The organism is Antrihabitans stalagmiti, assembly GCF_016482825.1.
GTDB classification, from domain to species: domain Bacteria; phylum Actinomycetota; class Actinomycetes; order Mycobacteriales; family Mycobacteriaceae; genus Antrihabitans; species Antrihabitans stalagmiti.
Window position 1 is genome coordinate 815,085 of record NZ_JAEMNV010000003.1, and the last position, 19,427, is coordinate 834,511.

Consider the following 19,427-nt stretch of genomic DNA (forward strand, 5'->3'; position numbering starts at 1 on the left):
GTTGCAGCGGCCCGCCGCAGGACTCAGGTGAGGTCGGTCGAGTCGACGGCGTCGCCGTCGGGGTCCTTGGCCCCGTCCTGAGTGTCCCCGCCCCGAGTGTCCCCGTCCTGAGTGTCCTCGTCCCGAGTGTCCCCGTCCCGAGTGTCCTCGGGGTCGGGAGAAATGAAATCGGCCGACGTAACGTCGTCGGGTCCGTCAGTGGTCGACATGCGCTGCCCTCTCGTGTGATGGCCCCAGGCCTGCAGTCGTGGGACCTTCGAGCACCGTACCGTTCGCTGCGAACCGTGAACCGTGCAACGGACAGTCCCAGGATTTCTCGGCACTGTTCCACGCGACGATGCCGTACAGGTGCGGGCAGATCGCAGACACTTCGGTTGTCACCCCGTCGACAGTGGAGCGCGCAACAGGCTTGACACCCTTGCGAACCACCGTGCCTTCGCCCTCGGCGGGCAGTTCCCCTGCGCTGTGCAGCGCCGACGTCACCCATCCTCCGGTCAGGTAGGCAGCGACGAGACTGTTCATCCGGGCGGCCTTGGGCAACCCGACAACTTCACTGGTACGCCAGGTTTCGAACACATCGGCCCACGGCATGCCGCCGCCGAATATCCGGGCCGACAGTGCAAGCGCAGCCGCGACACCGTTCGTCATGCCCCACTTCGAGAAGCCGGATGCGACCAGAATGCGGTTGTCGCCGGGCAGTAATGGCCCGACATAAGGCAGTTCGTCGATCGCTGAATAGTCCTGCGCCGACCACGTGTGGGTGGGTTGTGCACCGGGGAAGTAGGTACGCGTCCAGTCGATCAAGTCAACGACGAGGTCGTGGGCGTTGCGTTCACGACCGACGGGGTGACCGTTCCCTCCCACCAGCAGCAGGTCGCCTCGGTCGCTCGGGGCAAACCGTAGCGACCTACTCGGCTGGTCGGCCGAGAGAAACATGTCGCGCGGAAAGTCGCCAGGAACGTCGAACGCTGCCGCGTAGGAGCGCTGTGGTTCCAGTCGTGCGAAGAAGCCACCGCGGTCGAGAATCGGTGTGCCAGTTGCCAAGACGACGTTGTCCGCCGTTACGATACGGTCGCCGATCGTCAGGTGCACCCCCGCAGAGCGCTCCCGTGCACCGGTTACGCGCGCGTTTTCGAAGACTTCGCCACCGTGGCGCCGGATATCGGCCGTCATGGACTCCAGCACGGGCAGCGGATCGAGCTGGGCCTGCTCGGCGAGGCGCACAGCGGCCAGGGCGGGGAACGGCACGTCCGGATTCTCGACCCACTCGGCGTCCAGACCGGCGGTAACGGCGGCGTCCATTTCTGCACGCACCGTGGGGATTCCATCTGGGGTTTGCGCGTAGGTGTGTTCGACAGCGACCTGCGTGGCAACGCCGTTCTCCGCGCAGTACCGCAGCAGCCACTGCTGACCTTCACGGTTGGCCTCGACATACTTTCGCAGCTTCTTCGTAGAGTGCCGTTTCGCAATCGTCGAGAGTCGAGTTCCCTGCAGGAGGGCAACTTTCCCGGTTGTGTTGCCGGTTGCGCAGGCGCCCACCTCGCGGGCCTCGACCACCGCGACGCGCCGGCCTCCCCTGGCGAGAAGCAATGCCGTTGTCAGCCCTGTCAATCCTGCGCCAACGACAACAACCTCGTAATTGGTTGCCATTCCCGAGATTGGATCTGTCGAAATCGGGGAACGGTCCAACCAGAGCGAAGTCATAGGCGAAAGATGCCCGTTCGATCGGGCGCACAAACCTTGTGCGTCGGCTCGGACCGGACGCCTGCGCTTGCCCGTAGCTCCTACGTGGATCCGCGCGTGGTGACCGCATGGGAGAACGGCTCGACCATCCAGGCGGCACTACGTCGCGCAAACCGGCTGATCGACGACGAATGCCAGAGCGCCGTCGAACGGGCCACGATCCGGTTGCTGCGACGCTTGAAATAGGCGATTGGCCGGTCTCAGTGTCGGGTAACCCTCTCGAAAGTTCGACGAAGGAGCGAAGACGTATGGCGAAGACAGCGAAGAGCGGCAAGGCGAAGAAGTCCGAGTTACCTGGCACTCTGCGACGGTCGAGTGACAAAGCACAGCGAACTTTTACCAAGACTCACGATTCCGCTGTGAAGGAATACGGCGAGGGTGAACAAGCGCATCGCGTCGCTTTCGCCGCGCTGAAACACACCTACGAGAAGATCGGCGACCACTGGGAAAAGAAGGCGAAACGTGGTCCGTCCGATGAGCGCGCCGAGAGCGGTGGTCCGAACGCGAAAGGCGAGACGGCCGAAGGCGTCGACGCGAATGCGACCAAAGAGCACCTGCGCGGCGTTGCGAAACGTCTTGATATCAAGGGTCGTTCGACAATGAAGAAAGCCGAACTTGTCACAGCTATCAAACAGGCCAACCGGCGCGCGAGTGCAAAGAAGTGAAGTGGCTACGCCGCTCGTGAGTCTTTTCGGAGGGTGGAACCTCCGAAAAGACTCACGAACCGCCTGGGGACTCAGGCACGGCGTCGCACCGGCACTATCCACCACACGTACACGAACAGCACGGCAGCCAGGCCTGCCGCGACGCCGGCGGCAACACCGTTGAGCACCATGTAGAACACCAGCGCAACAACCCCGGTGAGGGCAAGGCCGAGCAACACGATTCCCGCTAGCGCGAAACGGTGCGATGCAGCCACGAGATCGGTCAACTGATGCCGCCGAAACAGCAGACGGTGCATCCCGACGGGCGCGACAAGCAACACCGTCGAGCCGATCGAGCAGACGACCGTCGCGAGGTACACACCTTGCATCACGCCGTCCAACGTCGAGAATCGATCCTGGAACGGCAGGGTCAACAGAAAGCCGGTCAGCACCTGAACACCGGTCTGCACAACGCGCAGTTCCTGCAGGAGGCTCGCCCAGTTGCGGTCGAGGCGCTGAGTTTCTGTTTCGTCGCGCTCGTTCTCTCGATCGTCGTCGTTACCGAGCGGCACGGTTCAGGCCCTCGCCAGGCGTTGCTTCTCGTGCTCGATATCGAAATCGGGTGGCGGCCAATCGAGTTGGAGCCGTTCCAGGGCGTCGATCAATAATTCGGTGATGGCGAGTCGGCTGAACCACTTTCGGTCGGCCGGGATGACGTGCCACGGGGCATGCTCCGTCGAGGTTTTGTCGAGCACCGCTTGGTAGGCCTCCTGATAGGCAGGCCAGAGCAACCGCTCGTCGATGTCGTTCGGGTTGAACTTCCAGTACTTGTCCGGCCGCTCCAGACGCTCGGTCAAGCGGGCCTTCTGCTCGTCCAGCGACACGAACATCGCACACTTGACGATGGTGGTCCCGCTGTCGGCAAGTTCTTTCTCGAAGGCATTGATCTCGTCGTACCGCGTCGACCACACCTCGGCGGGCACGAGGTTGTGCACGCGGACGACGAGCACCTCCTCGTAGTGCGAGCGATCGAAAACGCCCATCTGCCCGCCTTTGGGCAGCGCGTTCTTGATGCGCCACAGGTAGTGATGGGCCTTCTCCTCGGCCGTCGGGACGCCGAACGAGGCGTGGTCGACGCCCTGCGGGTCGACCTGGCCGATCACGTGCCGGACGATGCCGCCCTTTCCCGAGGTGTCCATGCCCTGCAGCACGAGCAACACCGAACGGGTGTCACCCGAGCGACCGTTGGCGTACAGCTTCTCCTGCAGCGCGCTGAGCACTGCGCCACGTTCGACGAGGAGTAGCTCACCGGCCTTCTTGTCACCGGTAAATCCTGGCGTCGAGCGTGTATCCAGAGCCGCGACAGTCGTTTCCGGCGTCACCCGCAGTGCGTCGGGCGCCGGCGTCGTCCACAGGCTCACGTCTTGTCCCATGCCTGGACTTTGCCACAACCGACCAGGAGCGGGCGAGCGAAGCGACGGATATCGTGTCAGCGCAGCGGCTTGGTTGCGCTCACGAATTGCGCGACACCGTGGACCTCTCGCTCGATCTCCGTCAATCCTGCTGCCTGGAAGACCGTCGTGAATTCGTTGCGATCGAACGTTCGCACACCGAACCGATCCGACGCGACGGTCTGCACCTTGCTGAGAAATGCCGGGCCACGTGCACAGCTCGTCATGATCGCGATCCGACCACCCGGCCTGAGAACCCGAATGAGCTCGTCGACGATCGTGAACGGCTCGGGAACGAGGTAGAGAGCGGCGTAGCAGCAGACGGCATCGAACGTGCCGTCCTCGAAGGGAAGTCGGCGCCCGTCGCCTCTGACATACGCCGCATGCGAACTGCGGTTGTCGCGTGCCGCCTGCACCAGCATCGGTCGCGAGATGTCGAATCCGACTGCGATGCCGTCACCGTCGAGTCGCGACCCGAGGAACTTCGTGAAATTTCCAGGGCCGCAGGCAACGTCGAGCACCCGCTGATTGCCGCCGAGACGCAGGTCGGTGGCTGCCTTGGTGTGCTCGTCGGTTTTCCACAGGCCGAGGGCCGCGACTCCGACCGGGCGCCAGAGCCTTTCGTAGATTGCGGCGACGACACTGCTGTTCATCGCGCGCTGCGCGATGGTCGGCTGTGGTGCCTCCCGCGAACCGATCAGATCGACGAAACCCTCGTCGAGCACGGCGGCGTCACGAAGTTTCGGAGGCGAAATGAGTTGCAGCGCACGGTGGTTTGCGCCGTCGAGGGCGTTGGTCATCGTTTCGACTTCGATTTCGGTTCGAGCAAGCCGTAGGTCGCGCCGGTGAGTTCGACCGACTTCGCCCAGAAATCGGCAGCCAGCTTGCGGTCCCGCGCCAACTTCGACCGCGGGGACCGACGTACGGGTCCGCGCATCCCGCGCAGTTGCGTGGGTCCGAGATAGTCGTCGTTGTTGGCATCCGGCATCGTGGCCGCATACAGCTGGCTCAATGCGCCTTCTTTTTCGCTGTTTCCGACGACACGGAGGCCGAGATGGGTCATCGTGACGGCGCCGGGAATCGGCGGCACCATGGAATCGAACAGGTTGGTCGCAGCTACGCCCGGATGAGCAGCGATCGACGTGATCGATGTTCCCGCCGCCTCCGAACGCCTGGCCAGCTCACCCGAGAAGAGGAGGTTCGCCAACTTGGACTGCTGGTACGCGCCCATCTTCGTGTAGCGACGGCGTTCGAAGTTGAGGTCGTCGAGCTTGATCTTGGCAGGCCAGTGCGCGATGCTCGCCAAGCTCACAACACGTGCGGCCGGTGCTGCCAACAGTGCGGGCAGCAACTCGTCGGTCAGGACGAAATGGCCGAGATGATTTGTGCCGATCTGCATTTCGAAACCATCGACGGTCTTCGCGAACGGAATCGCCATCAGCCCTGCGTTGTTGATCAACACGTCGATCCGGGGGACCGCTGCGAGTGCTTCGGCTGCGGCCGCGCGGACCGAGGCGAGGTCGGACAGATCGATGCGGACCAGATGATGCTCGGCGTTCGGCGCGGCGGCACGCACCTGTGCCAGAGCGGCCTTGCCGGTGTTCTGGTTGCGGCACGCGAGCACGATGGCTGCGCCTGCTCCAGCGAGAACCGTCGCGGCCTGCAGGCCGAGACCGTTGTTGGCCCCCGTGATCAGGATGGTCTTGCCGGTTTGATCCGGGACGTCGGTCGATCGGAACCGACTGATCTGCAAAGGTTCAGGTTTCGGCATTGTGGGTTTCTCCATTCTCGGCGGTGACTCGGGTGTGTGCTGCGGCGGTGCCGTTGTACATCGGTGCTTGCCGCTCTACTCGGCCGTCGTCGACATGGCGGCTGAAAAGGCAAGGTAGAGAGGTTGATCGAAGTCGATCGTGATGTCGGCCAGTGCTGCGGCCGAATCGATGACGCCGCGTGAGATCGCGCTCAGATACTTGGCGAACTCGTCGATCGGCAAAGGTTGGCTGTCGGCTGCGTTCGGACCGATCCACCAGTCCGTCGCCGAGACGACCGCACCGAAAATCGAGAAGGACACCAACTCTGCGTTTTCGACACTGATGTTGGAGTCGCGCAATGCGATCGTCAGCAGGCTGACCGAGCGCCGCGCCGAATCGTGTGCCGCGGCAACCGTGCGCTCCGGTTCCCCGGACGCTCGCGTGTAGTGACCGTGCACGAGGAACCGGAAGACGTTCGGGTGCTCGGTGACGAATTCGGCGTATTCGCGTGAACTGCTGGCGATCAACTGACGTGTCGTGTCGGTCAGCAGATTCGCCTTGGTCGCGATTCGGCTCGTCAGTTCGTGCTGAATGTGCGCGACGACGGCGGTGTAGAGGTCGAGTTTGTCCTCGAAATGCCGGTACAGCTTGGGCTTTGCCGCACCGGCTTCCTTCGCGATGTCGTCCATGCTGACCTCGGGTCCGCAGCGGTCCAGCGCACGGACGGCTGCTTCGACGAACTCTTGCCTGACCTTCACTCGATGGTCGCGCCACCGCTCGCTGCGCGCGTCGGACCGCAGGGGCGGTGGAGAGTCCGACGCACCCTTGGTCGAAACCTTGGCAGAGACCTTTGCTGCTCGCTGCTTGGCGCTGTGGGTGAGCCGTGGCATGTCGGCCACGGTACCCGATACTAGCGGTACTGGCTACTGTCGGTAGCGGACCGCGCGAAACTCAGCGGCGTTCGACCTTGACGACCATTCCGGCCGCGCGGTAGCGGTCCGCCAGGATGTCGCCCATAACTGTTGCGGGAGTGACGATTCCGGCCAGAGGTGACAACAGCTCGTCGTCGAAGGCAAGCGCGAGTCCACATTCGCCGAGCAGTACTGCGGTCGCCGCATAACCCGGATCACCCTGCGCGGAGAAGGTGGCGAGGTACTTCGCACCCGACGTCGTCCGGGCGAACGTCTTCGTCGTGAAGTAGCCGCTGTTGCGGGTTTCTTCGCTCGGTCCGGTGCCTGGCTTCGGGAGGATCCGGTCGAGTACCGACTTTCCGACCCCCTTCGACAGCAGCGGTCCGACTGCCTCGTAAGCGGCCAACGCACCTGCGACACCCGCCGCAACCACAGGCGCTGCAACAGACTTTCCGGCGCTCATCACTTCGCTGTAGCGGAAGTTCTTGCCGTAGGCCCAGCCGAGCAGCGCGTTGCTTCGACGAACGATCTTCGTGTTGTGCGGCGCCATGATGAACGACGTGACCCACCCGTCCAAGCTCGGATCGATCGTGTTGGCCCGCCGCAACGCCTGGTTGGACTGCTTGCCGACGTCGGGCTCCAGCGAGTCGTCCGGGCTGAGGGCGTACGGGTTGTCGAGCAGCGTGCGGAGCGAGCCGTCGGCCGCGACGGATTCCATCTGCCCACGGCCCGATGCGATGGTGCCGCCGCTCATGCCACCCTTCATGCTCGCGACGAGCGTCGTCTCCTCCAACTCGCCGGTGTTGTCCTCCAGCGACTTCTTGTAGATGAGGTACACGCTCAAATCCGACGGTACCGAATCGAATCCGCACGAATTGACGATCTTGGCGCCCGATTCGACGGCAGCGTCCTGGTAGGAGTCGATGCACTCGCGGATGAACAGCGGTTCGCCTGTGAGGTCGGCGTAGTGCGTGCCTGCCGCCGCACACGCCTGCACGAGCGGAAGTCCGTACTTCGCGTACGGACCGACCGTCGTGACGACGACCTTGGTCCGTTCGGCCATCGCATCGAGAGCTGCCTGATCCGCAGAGTCCGCCGCGATCAACGTCCACTGCGCTGCGGCGTCACCGAGTTCGCTGCGGACTGCCGCCAACTTGTCCAACGACCGTCCGGCCAAACCGATCTTCGCCTCGGGCGGAGCCGCCTTGACGAGGTATTCGGCTGTCAGCTTGCCGACGAAGCCGGTCGCTCCGAACAGGACCAGATCGAGCTCGCGTTGTGATGCCATGGTGTTTCCGCTTTCGTGTGCAGTGGCGCCAAGTGCCGCCACGGTTACGTTTGTTGCTCGACCCATACCTGGTTGGCGCGGCCGAGCTCGGTCGCCGGTTCCTCGCCGTAGATCCATTCCCGCGCAATCCGGTGCCAATTGCCATTGGCTGCAAGCTGGCCGAGAACACCGAACGTCAAGAAGTCTGCCCGACGCGAAAAAAGATGCTCGGGCGGCAGGCTGTTCGACTTGATCCCCGCGAACTCCGACGCGCGCGGATCGACGGCGAGCAGGAAAGCGCCACTGGCAAGCTCCGGCGTGATCAACAGGTCTTGGTCGTTGAGGCACCAGCCCGATGCCGAATAGACGTAATCGATGCACTCGTCGGCGGTCACCTTCGCGTCGCGCTTGATGACACCGCGGTCGACCATCATTCGATACAGATCGTCGCCGCGCTCCTCGGCGGCCGCACGCAGGCACGCCAACTCGAACTCGACGTGATCGGCATCCATCCGGTTGAAGAGGCCGAAGTCGAGAAACGCGACGCGGCCGTCCGGTGCGAGCAGAAAGTTGCCGGGATGCGGATCGCCGCAGAACTCGTTGTAGGTGAACATGTTGCCGACGTAGAAGCGATAGATGATCTCGCCGATGCGATCCCGTTCTTCCTGCGGCAAGGTGCGCAGTTCCTCGAATCCGAGGCCGTCGACGTACTCGGTGACCAATACCCGGCGACCGCTCAGCTCGGGGACGCTCGCAGGGATCACGAAGAACGGATGGCCGGCGAACTGCTCCGCGACCTTCTGCTGGGTTGTGGCCTCGGCGAAGTAGTCGAGCTCGGCTTCCAGATTCCTGGCAAGTTCGTCGATCAGCGCGGGTGATACCCACGGCAGGATCGTCTGCCAGAATTTGGCGAACATGGACAGGTTCTTCAGGTCGGCGCGGACAGCGGCCTCGATGCCCGGGTACTGCACCTTCACGGCCACTGTTCGGCCGTCGTGCAGGGTGGCTCGATACACCTGACCGATCGATGCCGCAGCGATCGGCTCGCGCGAGAAGTCCACGAAGGCTTCCGAAAGCGGCTTGCCGAGTTCTTTCTCGACGACGGCTCGCATGTCGTCGAAGGACACGGTCGGTGCGCTGTCGCGCAGCGCGGCGAGCCGCTGCTGAAACGATTCGCGGTGATGCGGTGGGACCAGGTCGAGGTCGAGGATCGACAACATCTGGCCCAGCTTCATCGCTACGCCCTTCATGCCGCCGAGGACGGTGACGAGCTGCTCGGCGGCGCGGATGGTCGACTCTTCGGCCATCCGGGCACGGACCTCGTCGGACCGTCCGAGCATCGCCATCCTGGTCTGCTGACTCCGCAAGATGGAACTTGCGGCGACCGCTCCGAGCTTGGAACCCCGGGCCAACCGCGATGTCGGAACCCGTCTGGTCATGCGCGAACCTCCGCTTTGTCATTGCCGTGCTGGTAGCCCGAACTGCGTAAATATCGAGAACGAACGCTCGAGGCACCGAGCATGACCCGTCCATTCTTACCCGACGGCGGTAAACGTCAACCAGGGGTGCACCGATTGTGTCCGCAATTATCCAGCAACCCTCGAACTTTTCGTTCGACCTGCGCGGTCAGATCGCGATGCTGGGTTACGGTCGGATCATGACTCGACAGCGATCGTCGCTGTGACCCTCGATTCGAGCTCCCGTGGGCTTTCTCGAAAACGGGACGCGCCCTACATCAGCGTCTTCGCAGGCCCGAGTCGTCGCAGTCGCGCGTTGCGGTTCGCACTCCAGTTGACGGTCCGACCGGTACTGCAGCTGTGGGGAGCGGTTCCGAATCTGCCGTGGCCGTACGGCCTGATCGACGTCGCGGCGACGCCACTGCGTCCGATCCGGGGAACCAAGTCCGGTCCCGTCGACCTGCCCGATTGCTCGGCGGAATGGATCGCGGGTCCGGGTGCCGCCGACGACCGCGCGCTGCTGTATCTGCACGGCGGCGCGTTCATCTGCTGCGGCCTGCGAACGCATCGCCGCATGGTGTCCGGAATATCGCGTGCGTGCGCGGCGCCCGCCCTGAGCGTCGGGTATCGCATGCTGCCCGAAACGCCGGCGAGCACCGGCCTCGAAGACTGCGTGGCCGGTTACGAGTGGCTGCTCGCGCAGGGCTACGCCGGCGATCGGATCGCGATCGTCGGGGACTCGGCAGGCGGCTGGTTCGCGCTGATGACCGCTCTTGCCGCGCGTGCGCGTGGGCTAGGCGACCCCGGTGCGATCGTGCTGATCTCGCCGCTGGTCGACACCGACCCCGGACGCAAGCTGGTCCGCCTCGGCGACGTGACAGATCCGCTGTTCCCCGCGAATGCGCTGGTCTCGATGATGGCGATGCTCGCCGACGTCGAAGGAGAGCGTGGCCAGCTCGACGAATACGGTCGCGTCCCGTCGCCACTGCACGTCGACCTCACCGGTCTGCCGCCGGTTCTCGTCCAGGCGGGTGCCGACGAACTGCTTGTCGTCGACGCCGAGCAGATTGCCGCCGAACTGTCCGCAGCCGGCGTGGTGTGTCGCCTGCAGTTGTTCGAAGGTCAGTTCCACGTGTTCCAGGCTGCGGCCGACCTGCTGCCGGAAGCCGCGAAGGCAGTCGTCGAGATCGGCGAGTTCGTCCGATCGACGATCATCGACTGACTGCACTCATACTTGGTGGTTCGGCTCCGGCAGGACGTGCTTCTGGCTCTTGAATTCTGCCGCCGAACCGCGGTTCTTGGCGATCGACTCGATCGCGCCCCAGATCATCATCGTGAGGTAGTCGATCAGATCGTCGGACGTCATCGACTTGTTCGAAATCCACCAGTGGGTCGCCAACTGAATGCCGCCGACGATGCTGTACGCCCACGGCGTCGCGCCGCCCGAGTCGTATCCGAGCGCCCGTGCCCGCTGACCGACGACAACCGCAACGAGCTCGGCGATCATTCGCTCCGAATCGGCGACCGCATCCTGATGAGGTCCGGCGCCGTTGCTCATCACGTACAGGTAGATCTCGGTGTCGCTCGCGATCGTCTCCACGTAAGCGGTGATCGCAGAGTGCACGAGGTCGTACTCCTCGAGCTGTTCGCCGATCGCCTGGTACAGCCGAGGCGCGAGAATCGTTTCGACGAATCGCGACATCGCCGCGTTGGTCAGGTCGTTCTTGTCGGTGAAGTACCGGTACAGCACCGTCTTGGAGACGCCGATCTCTGCCGCGATCTGATCCATACCGATCGTCGCGCCGAGTTTCCGAATTGCCGCCAGAGTGCCGTCGACGAGTTCTTCACGTCTCGCGACCTTGTGTTCGCGCCAGCGGCGTTTGCGGCCGTCCGGCTTCTGCGCTCTGGCGTCTTTCGTAGTCAGGGTGGCCCCCTCGGGGATTGGGTGCACGGTGAAACCAGGTCCGTTCTATCGGTATCGACAGTAGGTGTCGGGCTCGTACGTCGATTCCGACCAGCTTAAGCCCGAGGTGATGAGCCGACCTGCGCGACGCAGCAGAAGATGGGCATTGAGCCGGTATCGGGTCGGGATTGGGCAGAATGTGCAGTGTGTCCATCGAACGCGCACAGCGCGGTGCGGAAGATCGTGCAGAACTCGCTCTCGAACCGCCGAAACCTGCGCGACGAGTTCCCTCGGGTGGTCTTGCTATGGCCGACGACGACGCCAAACGTCGCGACCTGCGGCGGATGAAGGCGATCGCGACGGGATTTCTGTTGTTCGCGTCCGTCGTCTACCTGTTCTGCCGGTGGCAGGAATCGCGCGGCGCAGGCGGTTGGGTCGGGTACGTCAGAGCGGCGTCCGAGGCAGGCATGGTCGGTGCACTGGCCGACTGGTTCGCGGTGACGGCGTTGTTCCGTCATCCGCTGGGGCTGCCGATCCCGCACACTGCGATCATTCGGAAGAAGAAGGATCAGCTGGGGGAGAGCCTCGGCAGTTTCGTCGGAACCAATTTCCTCGCGCCCGACGTCGTATCGGAGAAGGTTGCGTCCGCGCAGATTCCGCTGCGCATCGGCACCTGGATGGCGCAGAAGAAGAACGCGGCACGTGTCGCGCAGGAAACGTCGACGATTCTGCGAGCCGTTGTCGTCGTACTGCGCGACGAGGACGTCCAGCAGGTCATCGACCACACCATCGTGCGTAGAATCGCCGAACCGCTGTGGGGTCCGCCGATCGGCAAGGTGCTTGCGGAATTGCTCAAAGAAAACAAGCAATTGCCGTTGATCGACATGTTGACCGAACGCGCGCATCAGTGGGCGCTGGCGAGTCAGGAGACGATCGACAGAATTGTGCTGCGCGATTCGCCGCAATGGTCGCCCAAGTTCGTCGACATCCTGCTGTCGGAAAAGATCTATCGGGAATTGGTCGAGTTCACCTGGAAAGTTCGGACCACACCCGATCACGAAGTGCGCCAAGCCGCCAATCGCTTTCTCCTCGAATTCGCCAACGACCTGCAATTCGACGAGGCGACCGTCAAGAAGGCCGAGTCGATCAAGGCCGAGATCATGGGTCGGGAAGAAATCACCGGTCTTGCCGAAGCCACGTGGCGCGTTGCGAAGCGCTTGATTCTCGAGTCGGTCGACGATCCGAACAGCACATTGCGCCGCAAGGTCGGCGAGAACGTCGAGCAATTGGGGCAGCGGCTACGCGACGACGACGAGATGCGCGCGAAGGTCGATCGATGGCTGCTTGCCGGTGCGCGATATGTCGCTGCCAATTATGCGAACGAGATCACGACGATCATCACCGATACCGTGGCAAGGTGGGACGCCGAGGAAGCAAGCAAGAAGATCGAGTTGCAAGTGGGCCGTGATCTGCAGTTCATTCGCATCAACGGCACAGTTGTCGGTTCGCTCGCCGGATTGTCGATATATACCGTTTCTCATCTTATGTTCGGTAGTTGAATGGACCGGGTATCGCTTATGTGAGTCCGAGCCGATGTGACCCATACCTCGTCGACTGTTAGCTGTGGTGCTTGCAAGAGTTAGCACCTTCGCTTAGGGTTGATATCGCAACACCAACCAGGAGAGTGAATACACATGCCGGATTACCCCGAAGTTCCCGCAGAGGGGGCGACCGATCCGGCTGACGAGGTCGGAGCGGGCGAGCTGGCTGCACGTGTCGTCAAGGTCAAAGATGCCGCGCAAGACATCGGCAGCTTCATCAGATCTCAGCGTGAAGCGGCCCAGGTGTCCCTGCGGCAACTTGCTCTGCTGGCGGGTGTCAGTAACCCCTACCTCAGCCAGATCGAGCGTGGGTTACGCAATCCCTCTGCCGAAGTACTCGGTCAGATCGCGAAAGGTCTCCGGGTTTCCTCGGAGGCGCTGTACGTACGAGCGGGCTATCTCGAACAGCGTCCTTACAGCCCGGTCCGGGATGCGCTACTCGCCGATGTCGCAATAACAGAGCGGCAGAAGCAGGTGCTCCTGGAGATATACGAATCGTTCTGTCGTGAAAACGATTCGTCGAACGACGAGCTTGCGCCAGTCGAAAAGGCCGAGCCGTCCGCAGAAACCAAGCCATTGGAACAGGAGAGCGAAGATGAGTGAGTCCACCGACAAGGGTCTCGAGACCGTGAAGAAGCCGCTGTACGCCACCGTCGGCGCAGGCGACGCAGTTGTCCAGGCAGTTGCCGATGTCGTCGCTCAGGTGCGCGAGCGCGCCGAGAACACCAGCACCGACGTGTCCGGCCGGGTCGAAGAAGCGCGTGAGCGTTTCGCCTCGCTGCCGTCCGACGTGCAGGAGCAGATCGAGAGCCTCCGCGAGCGTCTCGCGAGCCTGCCGTCCGAGCTGCCGGAAGAGCTTGCCGAACTGCGTGAGAAGTTCACCGTCGACGAGCTTCGCAAGGTTGCCGAAGAATACTTGAAGGTCGCAGTCGACCTGTACGCGTCGCTCGCTGAGCGTGGCGAAGAGACCGTCGAACGCCTGCGTGGCAACACCGGCGTCGAAGAGCGTCTCGGCCGCGTCGAAGGCCTCGTCAGCGACGCCCGCACCCGCACCGAGGATGCCCTCGGCAAGGTCACCGAAGCCACCAAGGACGTCCGCGAGCAGGCCACCAAGCTCGCAGGCAAGGTGACGGGCCGCGCAGAAGACGCCGCCGAAGAGGCTGCAGAGAAGGTCGAAGAGACCGTCGCCGCAGTCAAGAAGGCCGCCACCAAGGCGACCGCTCCGGCCAAGAAGGCCGCGCCCGCCAAGAAGGCGACGCCTGCCAAGGCTCCCGCGAAGGCTGCGCCTGCCAAGGCTGCTGCCCCCGCAAAGGCCGCTCCGGCCAAGAAGGCGCCGGCAAAGCGTGCGCCGGCCAAGAAGACCGCGCAGTAATTTCTTTCCTGCTGCACACGCTCGAAATCGAACCGCCCTCGCACAGATCATGTGCGGGGGCGGTTCCTTCTATGATGGTGTTGTGTTCGCCTCTGTCACCGGGTTGACCGGTTGGATCATGTTCGGTCTGCAGCTCGCCTCGATCGGAGGCGCGCTGTTCGCACTTGTGCACGCAGTCCGACAGCGGACCGATGCGTTTCCCGCAGTAGACAAGCTCACCAAGCCCGTGTGGATCGGCATCCTCGCTGCATCGCTTGCGGTTCTGTTGCTTGTGCCGGTGATGTTCCTTTGGATCATCGCGGTCGTTGCGATCTGCGTGTATCTCGTCGATGTCAGGCCTCGAGTCGAGGAAGTTCAGCGCGGTCCGCGCTGGTAGGCGGCTCCGCCGCTCGTGCGTCTTTTCGGTGGTCAGGGCCTCCGAAAGGACTCACGAGCCGCTTGCGGCCCGTGCCCAAACCTTGACAATGAGCATTGTGACAATGGTATCGTTAGGTAAGTCTTAACGAGATCCGCTGAGCACCGATGACGTTGCGAGGAGCAGATATGACCATCATGGAAACCAGAACCGACGACGAATGGGCCGCACGGCTCGTCAAGGCGCGGGAACGGGACGACACGGGTAATCGCCTCCTCGCTTCGTCGGCGAAGATGTCCTACGACCCGCTGGTCGAGGTCGATTGGGACGCCCCGATCCCCGCTGACCTCTACGGCATGACTCCGGAATGGTGCAGCCTGTACGGCACCGATCTGTGGGACCGGATGACCGAAGAGCAGCGGATCACGCTCACCATCCACGAGGCAGCGAGTATCGCGGGCACCGGGCTCTGGTTCGAGATGATCCTTATGCAGATGCTGCTCCGCGACGTCTACGACCACGATCCGTCCACCGCGCACGTGCAGTTCGCTCTCACCGAGATCGCGGACGAGTGCAGACACTCGACGATGTTCGCCAAATCCGCGACGAAGTTCGGAGTGCCGTCCTACCGGCCGAAGTGGTGGATTCACCAGGCTGCGCGAGCCTTCAAGACCGTGGCAAGTGGTTCGCTCGCTTACGGCGGCACATTGTTCGCCGAAGAAGTCCTCGACATGATGCAGCGCGACTTCATGCGAGACGACCGCGTTCAGCCGATCACTCGGACGGTCAGCAAGATTCACGTGACCGAGGAAGCTCGACATATTCGGTTCGCTCGTGAAGAGACCGTCCGCAGGCTGGAGGACTCGAACCCGATCGGCCGCGCAGGAGTGCAGTTGGTGCTCGGCGTCACGGCGTACTTCATCCTGACGAGCCTCGTCAACGACAAGTGCTACGAGGCCGCCGGACTCGACGTCCGCGAGGCGAAGAAGGCCCGCAGCGAGAACGAGCACTACCATCGCAAGCTGCGTGAAGGCTGCTCCAAGACGGTCGAGTTTCTCGACGCGGTCGGTCTCATCGGCGGACCGGCGAAGTTCCTGCTTCGACGCGCCCACGCAATCTAGAGGCCGGTTCACCCAGGCCAGAACACGGAGCTGATACGAGATGGCGAACTTCATCGCTGCGGAGTCCGCTCGGATGCTTCGCGGCATCGCGGGCGTGCTTTCGCCCGCCTCCGTAGCAACCGAGACGTCCCCCACTCCGTCGTCGGAGTATCGGATCGACGACCTCGCTCGCGTCGCCGGTGTCAGCGTCCGCAATGTACGCGTGTATCAGGACCGTGGACTGCTTCCGCCGCCACGCCGCGAGGGCCGCACCGGGTGGTACAACGAGGCGCACCTGTCACGACTCAAGGTCATCAACCGAATGTTGGACCGCGGGTACACGTTCGCGACGATCAGTGAGCTGCTGACAGCAGCACAGTTCGGTATGCGCGTCGAAGAGATTCTCGATACCGACCGCGTTGAGGTCCGCCCGTCCGGGACCGTCGAATCGGGTCGGCTGGGTGCCGACGAGCTGCGTGAGCTGATCGGCACCGAGGACTACGACGCCAATCTCGATCGTGCGCTGGCCAGCGGGCTGCTCAAGCGTGAGGGTCAGTCGTTCCGGATCGCCAATCCACGCTTGGTCGAAGCCACCGAGCTGTTGCTGAACGCCGGAGTTCCGTTGCCCGACATTCTCGACAACGCGGCCGTCGTACGGCTCGACTTGCGCGACGTCGCGAACCGTTTTGTGAACTTGGTCACAGACCAATATCTAGCTCCCGACGGTCCGGCTTTCGAACTCGACGCTACCGCAATCGCAAGCCTGTCCGAGCTGATCAACAAGGGCCGAGCATTGGTGCACGACGTCGTGCATTCGCTGCTGGTCGACGTGATGGACGAGGCGATAGTCGCCGCGCTCGAATCGGTCGCTGAAACGATGTCCGGCTCCGAGACGACAGAGAACACAACTGCCGCAGGCTGATTTGCATCAGTGCTAGCGGTAGCAAGCAGCGCGCAAGCACGCTAATGTGGGCTGCAACACAAAGGAGTGTGAAGTGACCGTTACTCGACGGAAGTATGCGCGTAACTTGGCGATGCCCGGCATTCGTGCCGATGCAGTCGAAGCATTACGAGGGCTGACCACACGGCGCGACCCCACCGATCGTGAGTGGGACAACGAACTGTTGCGGAACCCGAGCATCGAACCCGAGATCGTCACGCTCGTCACCGAAGACGGCGCCAAGCTCCGCGTTCACGCATACGGCCCCGCCAATGCCGAGCCGATCGTTCTGATCCACGGCTGGACCTGCCGCATCGAGTACTGGAACCCGCAGATCAACGCGTTGGCAGGCAAGTATCGCGTCATTGCCTACGATCACCGCGGGCACGGCCACAGCACGCTCGGAAAGCGCAAGCTCGACGTGGACGTACTCGCAGACGATCTTGCTGCTGTCCTCGCGGCCACGGTTTCCCCTCGCAAGAAGGCCCTCCTCGTCGGGCACAGCATGGGTGGCATGAGCATCATGGCCTGGGCAGGCCGGCATCCGAAGCAGGTCACGCAGTACGCGAGCGGCGTCATGCTCACCAGCACCGGTGCTGATCGCCTCGTCGCGAACACCACCGTCGTCCCCCTCCCCGCAGCCATCACGAAGGTCCCCGATCTGCTCGGGCGCGCGGTTCTCGGCGCTCCTGTCCCGCTCGCGCCACTCGCCACGGTCGCTCGTCCGGTATTCCGCGCGCGCATCATGTCGGCGTCCTCGACCAAGGAACAGGTCGAGTTCTGCCAGCGCATCGTGTTCGCATGCAAGGGTCGCGCTCGCGGCAAGTGGGGCCTCGCCCTCGCATCGCTCGACGTCTCGGCCGCGCTGAGCAATTTGACCGTCCCGACCACCGTCATCGGTGGCGAGTTCGACAACCTCACCCCGCCGAGCCACTCCCGCAAACTTGCCGACGCGCTCACGATGCACGGCGCGCTCGATCGGCTGGTCATCCTGCCGAACGTCGGGCACATGAGCAACATCGAGGCAATCGAGGAATTCAACGCCGAAATCGTGCGGATGCGTTCGCTGTCGAAGCGCCGCAAATCGCGTCGGTCGGTTACCGCGGTCGCGGGCTGACGCTCTACTTTCTCGCTCGGACGGTCGTCTTCACTCCAGTCAGCTGAAGACGACCGTTTTTCCGCCGTGCACGAGTACGCGGTCCTCGAGATGCCAGCGCAGGCCGCGTGCCAACACCAGCTTTTCGATGTCACGGCCCTGCCGGACGAAGTCGCGGACCTCGTCGGCATGGTCTACGCGAATCACGTCCTGCTCGAGGATGGGTCCGGCGTCGAGTTCGGCCGTCACGTAGTGGCAGGTTGCGCCGATCAACTTCACCCCGCGCGCGAATGCTTGGTGGTACGGCCGGGCGCCGACGAACGACGGCAGGAAGCTGTGGTGAATGTTGATAGCTTTGCCGGTCCAGTGCTCACACAACTCCGCGGGTAGCACCTGCATGAAACGGGCTAGGACGACGGCGTCGGGATTGTGAGCGTCGACGAGTTCGCGTACTTCGTCGAATGCGGGACCACGCTCGGCGGGGTCGCGGGCGAACGGGACGTGGTGAAACCGCACGCCGTGAGCTTCGACGACACGCTGTAGGTCAGTGTGGTTGCCGATCACGGCTTCGATCGTCGCCGGCAACTCCCCGCCTGCCGCTCTGCCGAGCAGGTCGTGCAGGCAGTGTCCCTCCTTGCTCACAAGCAGCACAACACGTTTCGGGGTGCCGGAATCGTGGACCGACCAATCCGTCTCCGGACCGAACTCGGCTGCGACGCCCGCGAACTTGGCACGAAACGCGTCGACGCCGTCTGCGACCGACGATGCACGAATCGCTTGGCGAGTGAAAAACCACCCCGTTGCCGCGTCGGCGTGATACCCGGCTTCGACGATCGATCCACCGTTTTCGGCGATGAATCCAGTGATGCGGGCGACGATGCCGACACTGTCGGGACAGCCGAGGGTCAGGACGATACGACGGTCGTCGTGAAGTGCGGGCACGCTCATGGGCGACAGTCTCTCAGGTGGTCGAATCACCTGGTGACGACGGCCGTTGCGATCAACGTGCCCGCGTCGATCGTGTGAATGCCACGGTCGGTGACCAGCTCGAAGAAATCCGAACGGATCTGCTCGATCGCCACGTCGTCCAATTTGGCAAGTGGCGCGCGGAACCCGCTGCCCAGCACCAGGTTCCAACAAAACTCCTCCGTTGCGGGGAGCAGATTCGACAGCTCGGTGACCTGGATCGATTCGGTGCCGAACCCGCCGAGCCACGCCGCGAGTTTGTCGGCGGTATCGAGCCGCGCACCTGCTTCGCGAGCGGTTTCGATGCCGCGCGTGCGTGGCGCTGCCTGTCCCTGCGCGAGTTCGGGATGGCGGCGTCCGAGTACCTCGAAATACGTGGCGGCGATCTCGGCGAATGCCTTCTCACGCCACACCGCGAGCCCGACCCGGCCACCGGTCCGGACGAGGCGAAGCAACCTGGCGAAAGCGGAATCCATATGGGGGAGGAAGAACACTCCGTACGAACTGGAGAGCGCGTCGTAGCCCGCCGCGGGAACGCCGCTCGGTGGTTCCCAGGTAGTTGCGTCAGCGGCCACGAAATCGACGTTCTGAAACGCCCATGCCGATGCCGTCAGGCGACCTTCCTCGAGCAGATCCTCGGCAAGGTCGATCCCGTGTACCCGTCCGGTCGGACCCACCGCAGCCGCCGCAGGCAGCGCGGACGTGCCGGTTCCGCAGCAGACGTCGAGGACGACGTCGCCTGGTCGATGACGCATCGCGAAAGCGAGGGACTGCCCGGCCGGACCCCACAGCAGCGGTGTGATCTTGGTGAAATCCGAACGGGTCGAATTGAACAGAGTCCGGTACTCGGCGCTGGTCATACGCCCGAAT

At 63.3% G+C, this 19,427-nt stretch carries 22 protein-coding genes; 10 read left to right on the plus strand and 12 right to left on the minus strand.

The features are described from left to right. Window positions 1-23: 23 nt before the first annotated feature. Entirely contained in the window at window positions 24-209 is a 186-nt protein-coding gene (locus JGU71_RS12545) for a hypothetical protein (RefSeq protein WP_199704433.1), read from the minus strand. Then, window positions 196-1,650 (minus strand): FAD-dependent oxidoreductase, encoded by a 1,455-nt coding sequence (locus tag JGU71_RS12550; RefSeq protein WP_233529039.1) that lies wholly within the window; start codon window positions 1,648-1,650, stop codon window positions 196-198. Before JGU71_RS12550 ends, JGU71_RS12545 begins: the two co-directional genes overlap by 14 nt. 63 nt (window positions 1,651-1,713) lie before the next feature. Between JGU71_RS12550 and JGU71_RS12555 the strand changes: the two genes are divergently transcribed. Both JGU71_RS12555 and JGU71_RS12560 read left to right on the plus strand, forming a co-directional pair. Next, window positions 1,714-1,929 (plus strand): hypothetical protein, encoded by a 216-nt coding sequence (locus JGU71_RS12555; RefSeq protein ID WP_199704435.1) that lies wholly within the window; start codon window positions 1,714-1,716, stop codon window positions 1,927-1,929. Window positions 1,930-1,991: 62 nt separating this feature from the next. Continuing rightward, complete coding sequence (locus JGU71_RS12560; protein ID WP_199704436.1) at window positions 1,992-2,408, plus strand: ChaB family protein; 417 nt, start codon at window positions 1,992-1,994, stop codon at window positions 2,406-2,408. A gap of 71 nt (window positions 2,409-2,479) precedes the next feature. Here JGU71_RS12560 and JGU71_RS12565 read toward each other — a convergent pair whose 3' ends face one another. The 7 genes from JGU71_RS12565 to JGU71_RS12595 form a co-directional block, all read right to left on the minus strand. Continuing rightward, window positions 2,480-2,959 (minus strand): DUF6328 family protein, encoded by a 480-nt coding sequence (locus JGU71_RS12565; protein ID WP_199704437.1) that lies wholly within the window; start codon window positions 2,957-2,959, stop codon window positions 2,480-2,482. Between the two features lie 3 nt (window positions 2,960-2,962). Continuing rightward, complete coding sequence (locus tag JGU71_RS12570) at window positions 2,963-3,820, minus strand: polyphosphate kinase 2 family protein (protein ID WP_199704438.1); 858 nt, start codon at window positions 3,818-3,820, stop codon at window positions 2,963-2,965. Window positions 3,821-3,876: 56 nt separating this feature from the next. Beyond that, the gene (locus JGU71_RS12575; protein ID WP_199704439.1) at window positions 3,877-4,638 is read right to left on the minus strand and encodes a class I SAM-dependent methyltransferase; all 762 of its coding nucleotides are present in this window, start codon (window positions 4,636-4,638) and stop codon (window positions 3,877-3,879) included. Then, window positions 4,635-5,609, minus strand: coding sequence for an oxidoreductase (locus JGU71_RS12580; RefSeq protein ID WP_199704440.1), 975 nt, complete (start codon window positions 5,607-5,609; stop codon window positions 4,635-4,637). The genes JGU71_RS12575 and JGU71_RS12580 overlap by 4 nt, the downstream gene beginning before the upstream one ends. Before the next feature lie 75 nt (window positions 5,610-5,684). Continuing rightward, complete coding sequence (locus tag JGU71_RS12585) at window positions 5,685-6,479, minus strand: TetR/AcrR family transcriptional regulator (protein ID WP_199704441.1); 795 nt, start codon at window positions 6,477-6,479, stop codon at window positions 5,685-5,687. Between the two features lie 61 nt (window positions 6,480-6,540). Beyond that, a complete protein-coding gene (locus JGU71_RS12590; protein WP_199704442.1) occupies window positions 6,541-7,788 on the minus strand; it encodes a saccharopine dehydrogenase family protein in 1,248 nt (415 codons plus the stop codon). A 44-nt stretch (window positions 7,789-7,832) separates the two neighbouring features. Beyond that, window positions 7,833-9,206, minus strand: a complete 1,374-nt coding sequence (locus JGU71_RS12595) for an ABC1 kinase family protein (protein WP_199704443.1) — start codon at window positions 9,204-9,206, stop codon at window positions 7,833-7,835. Window positions 9,207-9,447: 241 nt separating this feature from the next. On the opposite strand from JGU71_RS12595, the gene JGU71_RS12600 reads away from it, so the two are divergent. Then, window positions 9,448-10,446, plus strand: a complete 999-nt coding sequence (locus JGU71_RS12600) for an alpha/beta hydrolase (RefSeq protein ID WP_307829614.1) — start codon at window positions 9,448-9,450, stop codon at window positions 10,444-10,446. A gap of 6 nt (window positions 10,447-10,452) precedes the next feature. On the opposite strand, the gene JGU71_RS12605 is transcribed toward JGU71_RS12600, so the two are convergent. Further along, entirely contained in the window at window positions 10,453-11,175 is a 723-nt protein-coding gene (locus tag JGU71_RS12605; RefSeq protein ID WP_199704444.1) for a TetR/AcrR family transcriptional regulator, read from the minus strand. 257 nt (window positions 11,176-11,432) lie between these two features. Here JGU71_RS12605 and JGU71_RS12610 point away from each other — a divergent pair, with 257 nt between their 5' ends. From JGU71_RS12610 to JGU71_RS12640, 7 genes are all read left to right on the plus strand, one after another. Further along, window positions 11,433-12,686: a DUF445 domain-containing protein gene (locus JGU71_RS12610; RefSeq protein ID WP_199704592.1), complete on the plus strand. Its 1,254-nt coding sequence runs from the start codon at window positions 11,433-11,435 to the stop codon at window positions 12,684-12,686. A gap of 135 nt (window positions 12,687-12,821) precedes the next feature. Further along, window positions 12,822-13,331, plus strand: a complete 510-nt coding sequence (locus JGU71_RS12615; protein ID WP_199704445.1) for a helix-turn-helix domain-containing protein — start codon at window positions 12,822-12,824, stop codon at window positions 13,329-13,331. Further along, a complete protein-coding gene (locus JGU71_RS12620) occupies window positions 13,324-14,100 on the plus strand; it encodes a heparin-binding hemagglutinin (RefSeq protein WP_199704446.1) in 777 nt (258 codons plus the stop codon). The genes JGU71_RS12615 and JGU71_RS12620 overlap by 8 nt, the downstream gene beginning before the upstream one ends. A gap of 49 nt (window positions 14,101-14,149) precedes the next feature. Further along, window positions 14,150-14,476: a DUF2516 family protein gene (locus tag JGU71_RS12625; protein ID WP_199704447.1), complete on the plus strand. Its 327-nt coding sequence runs from the start codon at window positions 14,150-14,152 to the stop codon at window positions 14,474-14,476. Between the two features lie 176 nt (window positions 14,477-14,652). Continuing rightward, window positions 14,653-15,576, plus strand: coding sequence for an AurF N-oxygenase family protein (locus JGU71_RS12630; protein WP_199704593.1), 924 nt, complete (start codon window positions 14,653-14,655; stop codon window positions 15,574-15,576). 40 nt (window positions 15,577-15,616) lie between these two features. Further along, window positions 15,617-16,477: a MerR family transcriptional regulator gene (locus tag JGU71_RS12635; protein WP_199704448.1), complete on the plus strand. Its 861-nt coding sequence runs from the start codon at window positions 15,617-15,619 to the stop codon at window positions 16,475-16,477. A gap of 73 nt (window positions 16,478-16,550) precedes the next feature. Then, window positions 16,551-17,612, plus strand: a complete 1,062-nt coding sequence (locus tag JGU71_RS12640) for an alpha/beta fold hydrolase (protein WP_307829616.1) — start codon at window positions 16,551-16,553, stop codon at window positions 17,610-17,612. 39 nt (window positions 17,613-17,651) lie between these two features. Here JGU71_RS12640 and purU read toward each other — a convergent pair whose 3' ends face one another. Both purU and JGU71_RS12650 read right to left on the minus strand, forming a co-directional pair. After that, the gene (gene purU, locus JGU71_RS12645) at window positions 17,652-18,539 is read right to left on the minus strand and encodes a formyltetrahydrofolate deformylase (protein WP_199704449.1); all 888 of its coding nucleotides are present in this window, start codon (window positions 18,537-18,539) and stop codon (window positions 17,652-17,654) included. Window positions 18,540-18,565: 26 nt separating this feature from the next. Continuing rightward, entirely contained in the window at window positions 18,566-19,417 is an 852-nt protein-coding gene (locus tag JGU71_RS12650) for a class I SAM-dependent methyltransferase (protein WP_199704450.1), read from the minus strand. Between the last annotated feature and the right edge of the window lie 10 nt (window positions 19,418-19,427).

Excerpts from the sequence above, each read along its gene's own strand:
- JGU71_RS12560 (WP_199704436.1), top strand. The coding sequence starts at position 1,992 with ATGGCGAAGACAGCGAAGAGCGGCAAGGCGAAGAAGTCCGAGTTACCT.
- JGU71_RS12625 (WP_199704447.1), top strand. The coding sequence starts at position 14,150 with ATGTGCGGGGGCGGTTCCTTCTATGATGGTGTTGTGTTCGCCTCTGTC.
- JGU71_RS12585 (WP_199704441.1), bottom strand. The coding sequence starts at position 6,479 with ATGCCACGGCTCACCCACAGCGCCAAGCAGCGAGCAGCAAAGGTCTCT.
- JGU71_RS12590 (WP_199704442.1), bottom strand. The coding sequence starts at position 7,788 with ATGGCATCACAACGCGAGCTCGATCTGGTCCTGTTCGGAGCGACCGGC.
- JGU71_RS12650 (WP_199704450.1), bottom strand. The coding sequence starts at position 19,417 with ATGACCAGCGCCGAGTACCGGACTCTGTTCAATTCGACCCGTTCGGAT.
- JGU71_RS12635 (WP_199704448.1), top strand. The coding sequence starts at position 15,617 with ATGGCGAACTTCATCGCTGCGGAGTCCGCTCGGATGCTTCGCGGCATC.
- JGU71_RS12595 (WP_199704443.1), bottom strand. The coding sequence starts at position 9,206 with ATGACCAGACGGGTTCCGACATCGCGGTTGGCCCGGGGTTCCAAGCTC.
- JGU71_RS12545 (WP_199704433.1), bottom strand. The coding sequence starts at position 209 with ATGTCGACCACTGACGGACCCGACGACGTTACGTCGGCCGATTTCATT.
- JGU71_RS12575 (WP_199704439.1), bottom strand. The coding sequence starts at position 4,638 with ATGACCAACGCCCTCGACGGCGCAAACCACCGTGCGCTGCAACTCATT.
- JGU71_RS12555 (WP_199704435.1), top strand. The coding sequence starts at position 1,714 with ATGCCCGTTCGATCGGGCGCACAAACCTTGTGCGTCGGCTCGGACCGG.
- JGU71_RS12615 (WP_199704445.1), top strand. The coding sequence starts at position 12,822 with ATGCCGGATTACCCCGAAGTTCCCGCAGAGGGGGCGACCGATCCGGCT.
- JGU71_RS12610 (WP_199704592.1), top strand. The coding sequence starts at position 11,433 with ATGGCCGACGACGACGCCAAACGTCGCGACCTGCGGCGGATGAAGGCG.
- purU (WP_199704449.1), bottom strand. The coding sequence starts at position 18,539 with ATGAGCGTGCCCGCACTTCACGACGACCGTCGTATCGTCCTGACCCTC.
- JGU71_RS12620 (WP_199704446.1), top strand. The coding sequence starts at position 13,324 with ATGAGTGAGTCCACCGACAAGGGTCTCGAGACCGTGAAGAAGCCGCTG.
- JGU71_RS12580 (WP_199704440.1), bottom strand. The coding sequence starts at position 5,609 with ATGCCGAAACCTGAACCTTTGCAGATCAGTCGGTTCCGATCGACCGAC.
- JGU71_RS12630 (WP_199704593.1), top strand. The coding sequence starts at position 14,653 with ATGGAAACCAGAACCGACGACGAATGGGCCGCACGGCTCGTCAAGGCG.
- JGU71_RS12570 (WP_199704438.1), bottom strand. The coding sequence starts at position 3,820 with ATGGGACAAGACGTGAGCCTGTGGACGACGCCGGCGCCCGACGCACTG.
- JGU71_RS12550 (WP_233529039.1), bottom strand. The coding sequence starts at position 1,650 with ATGGCAACCAATTACGAGGTTGTTGTCGTTGGCGCAGGATTGACAGGG.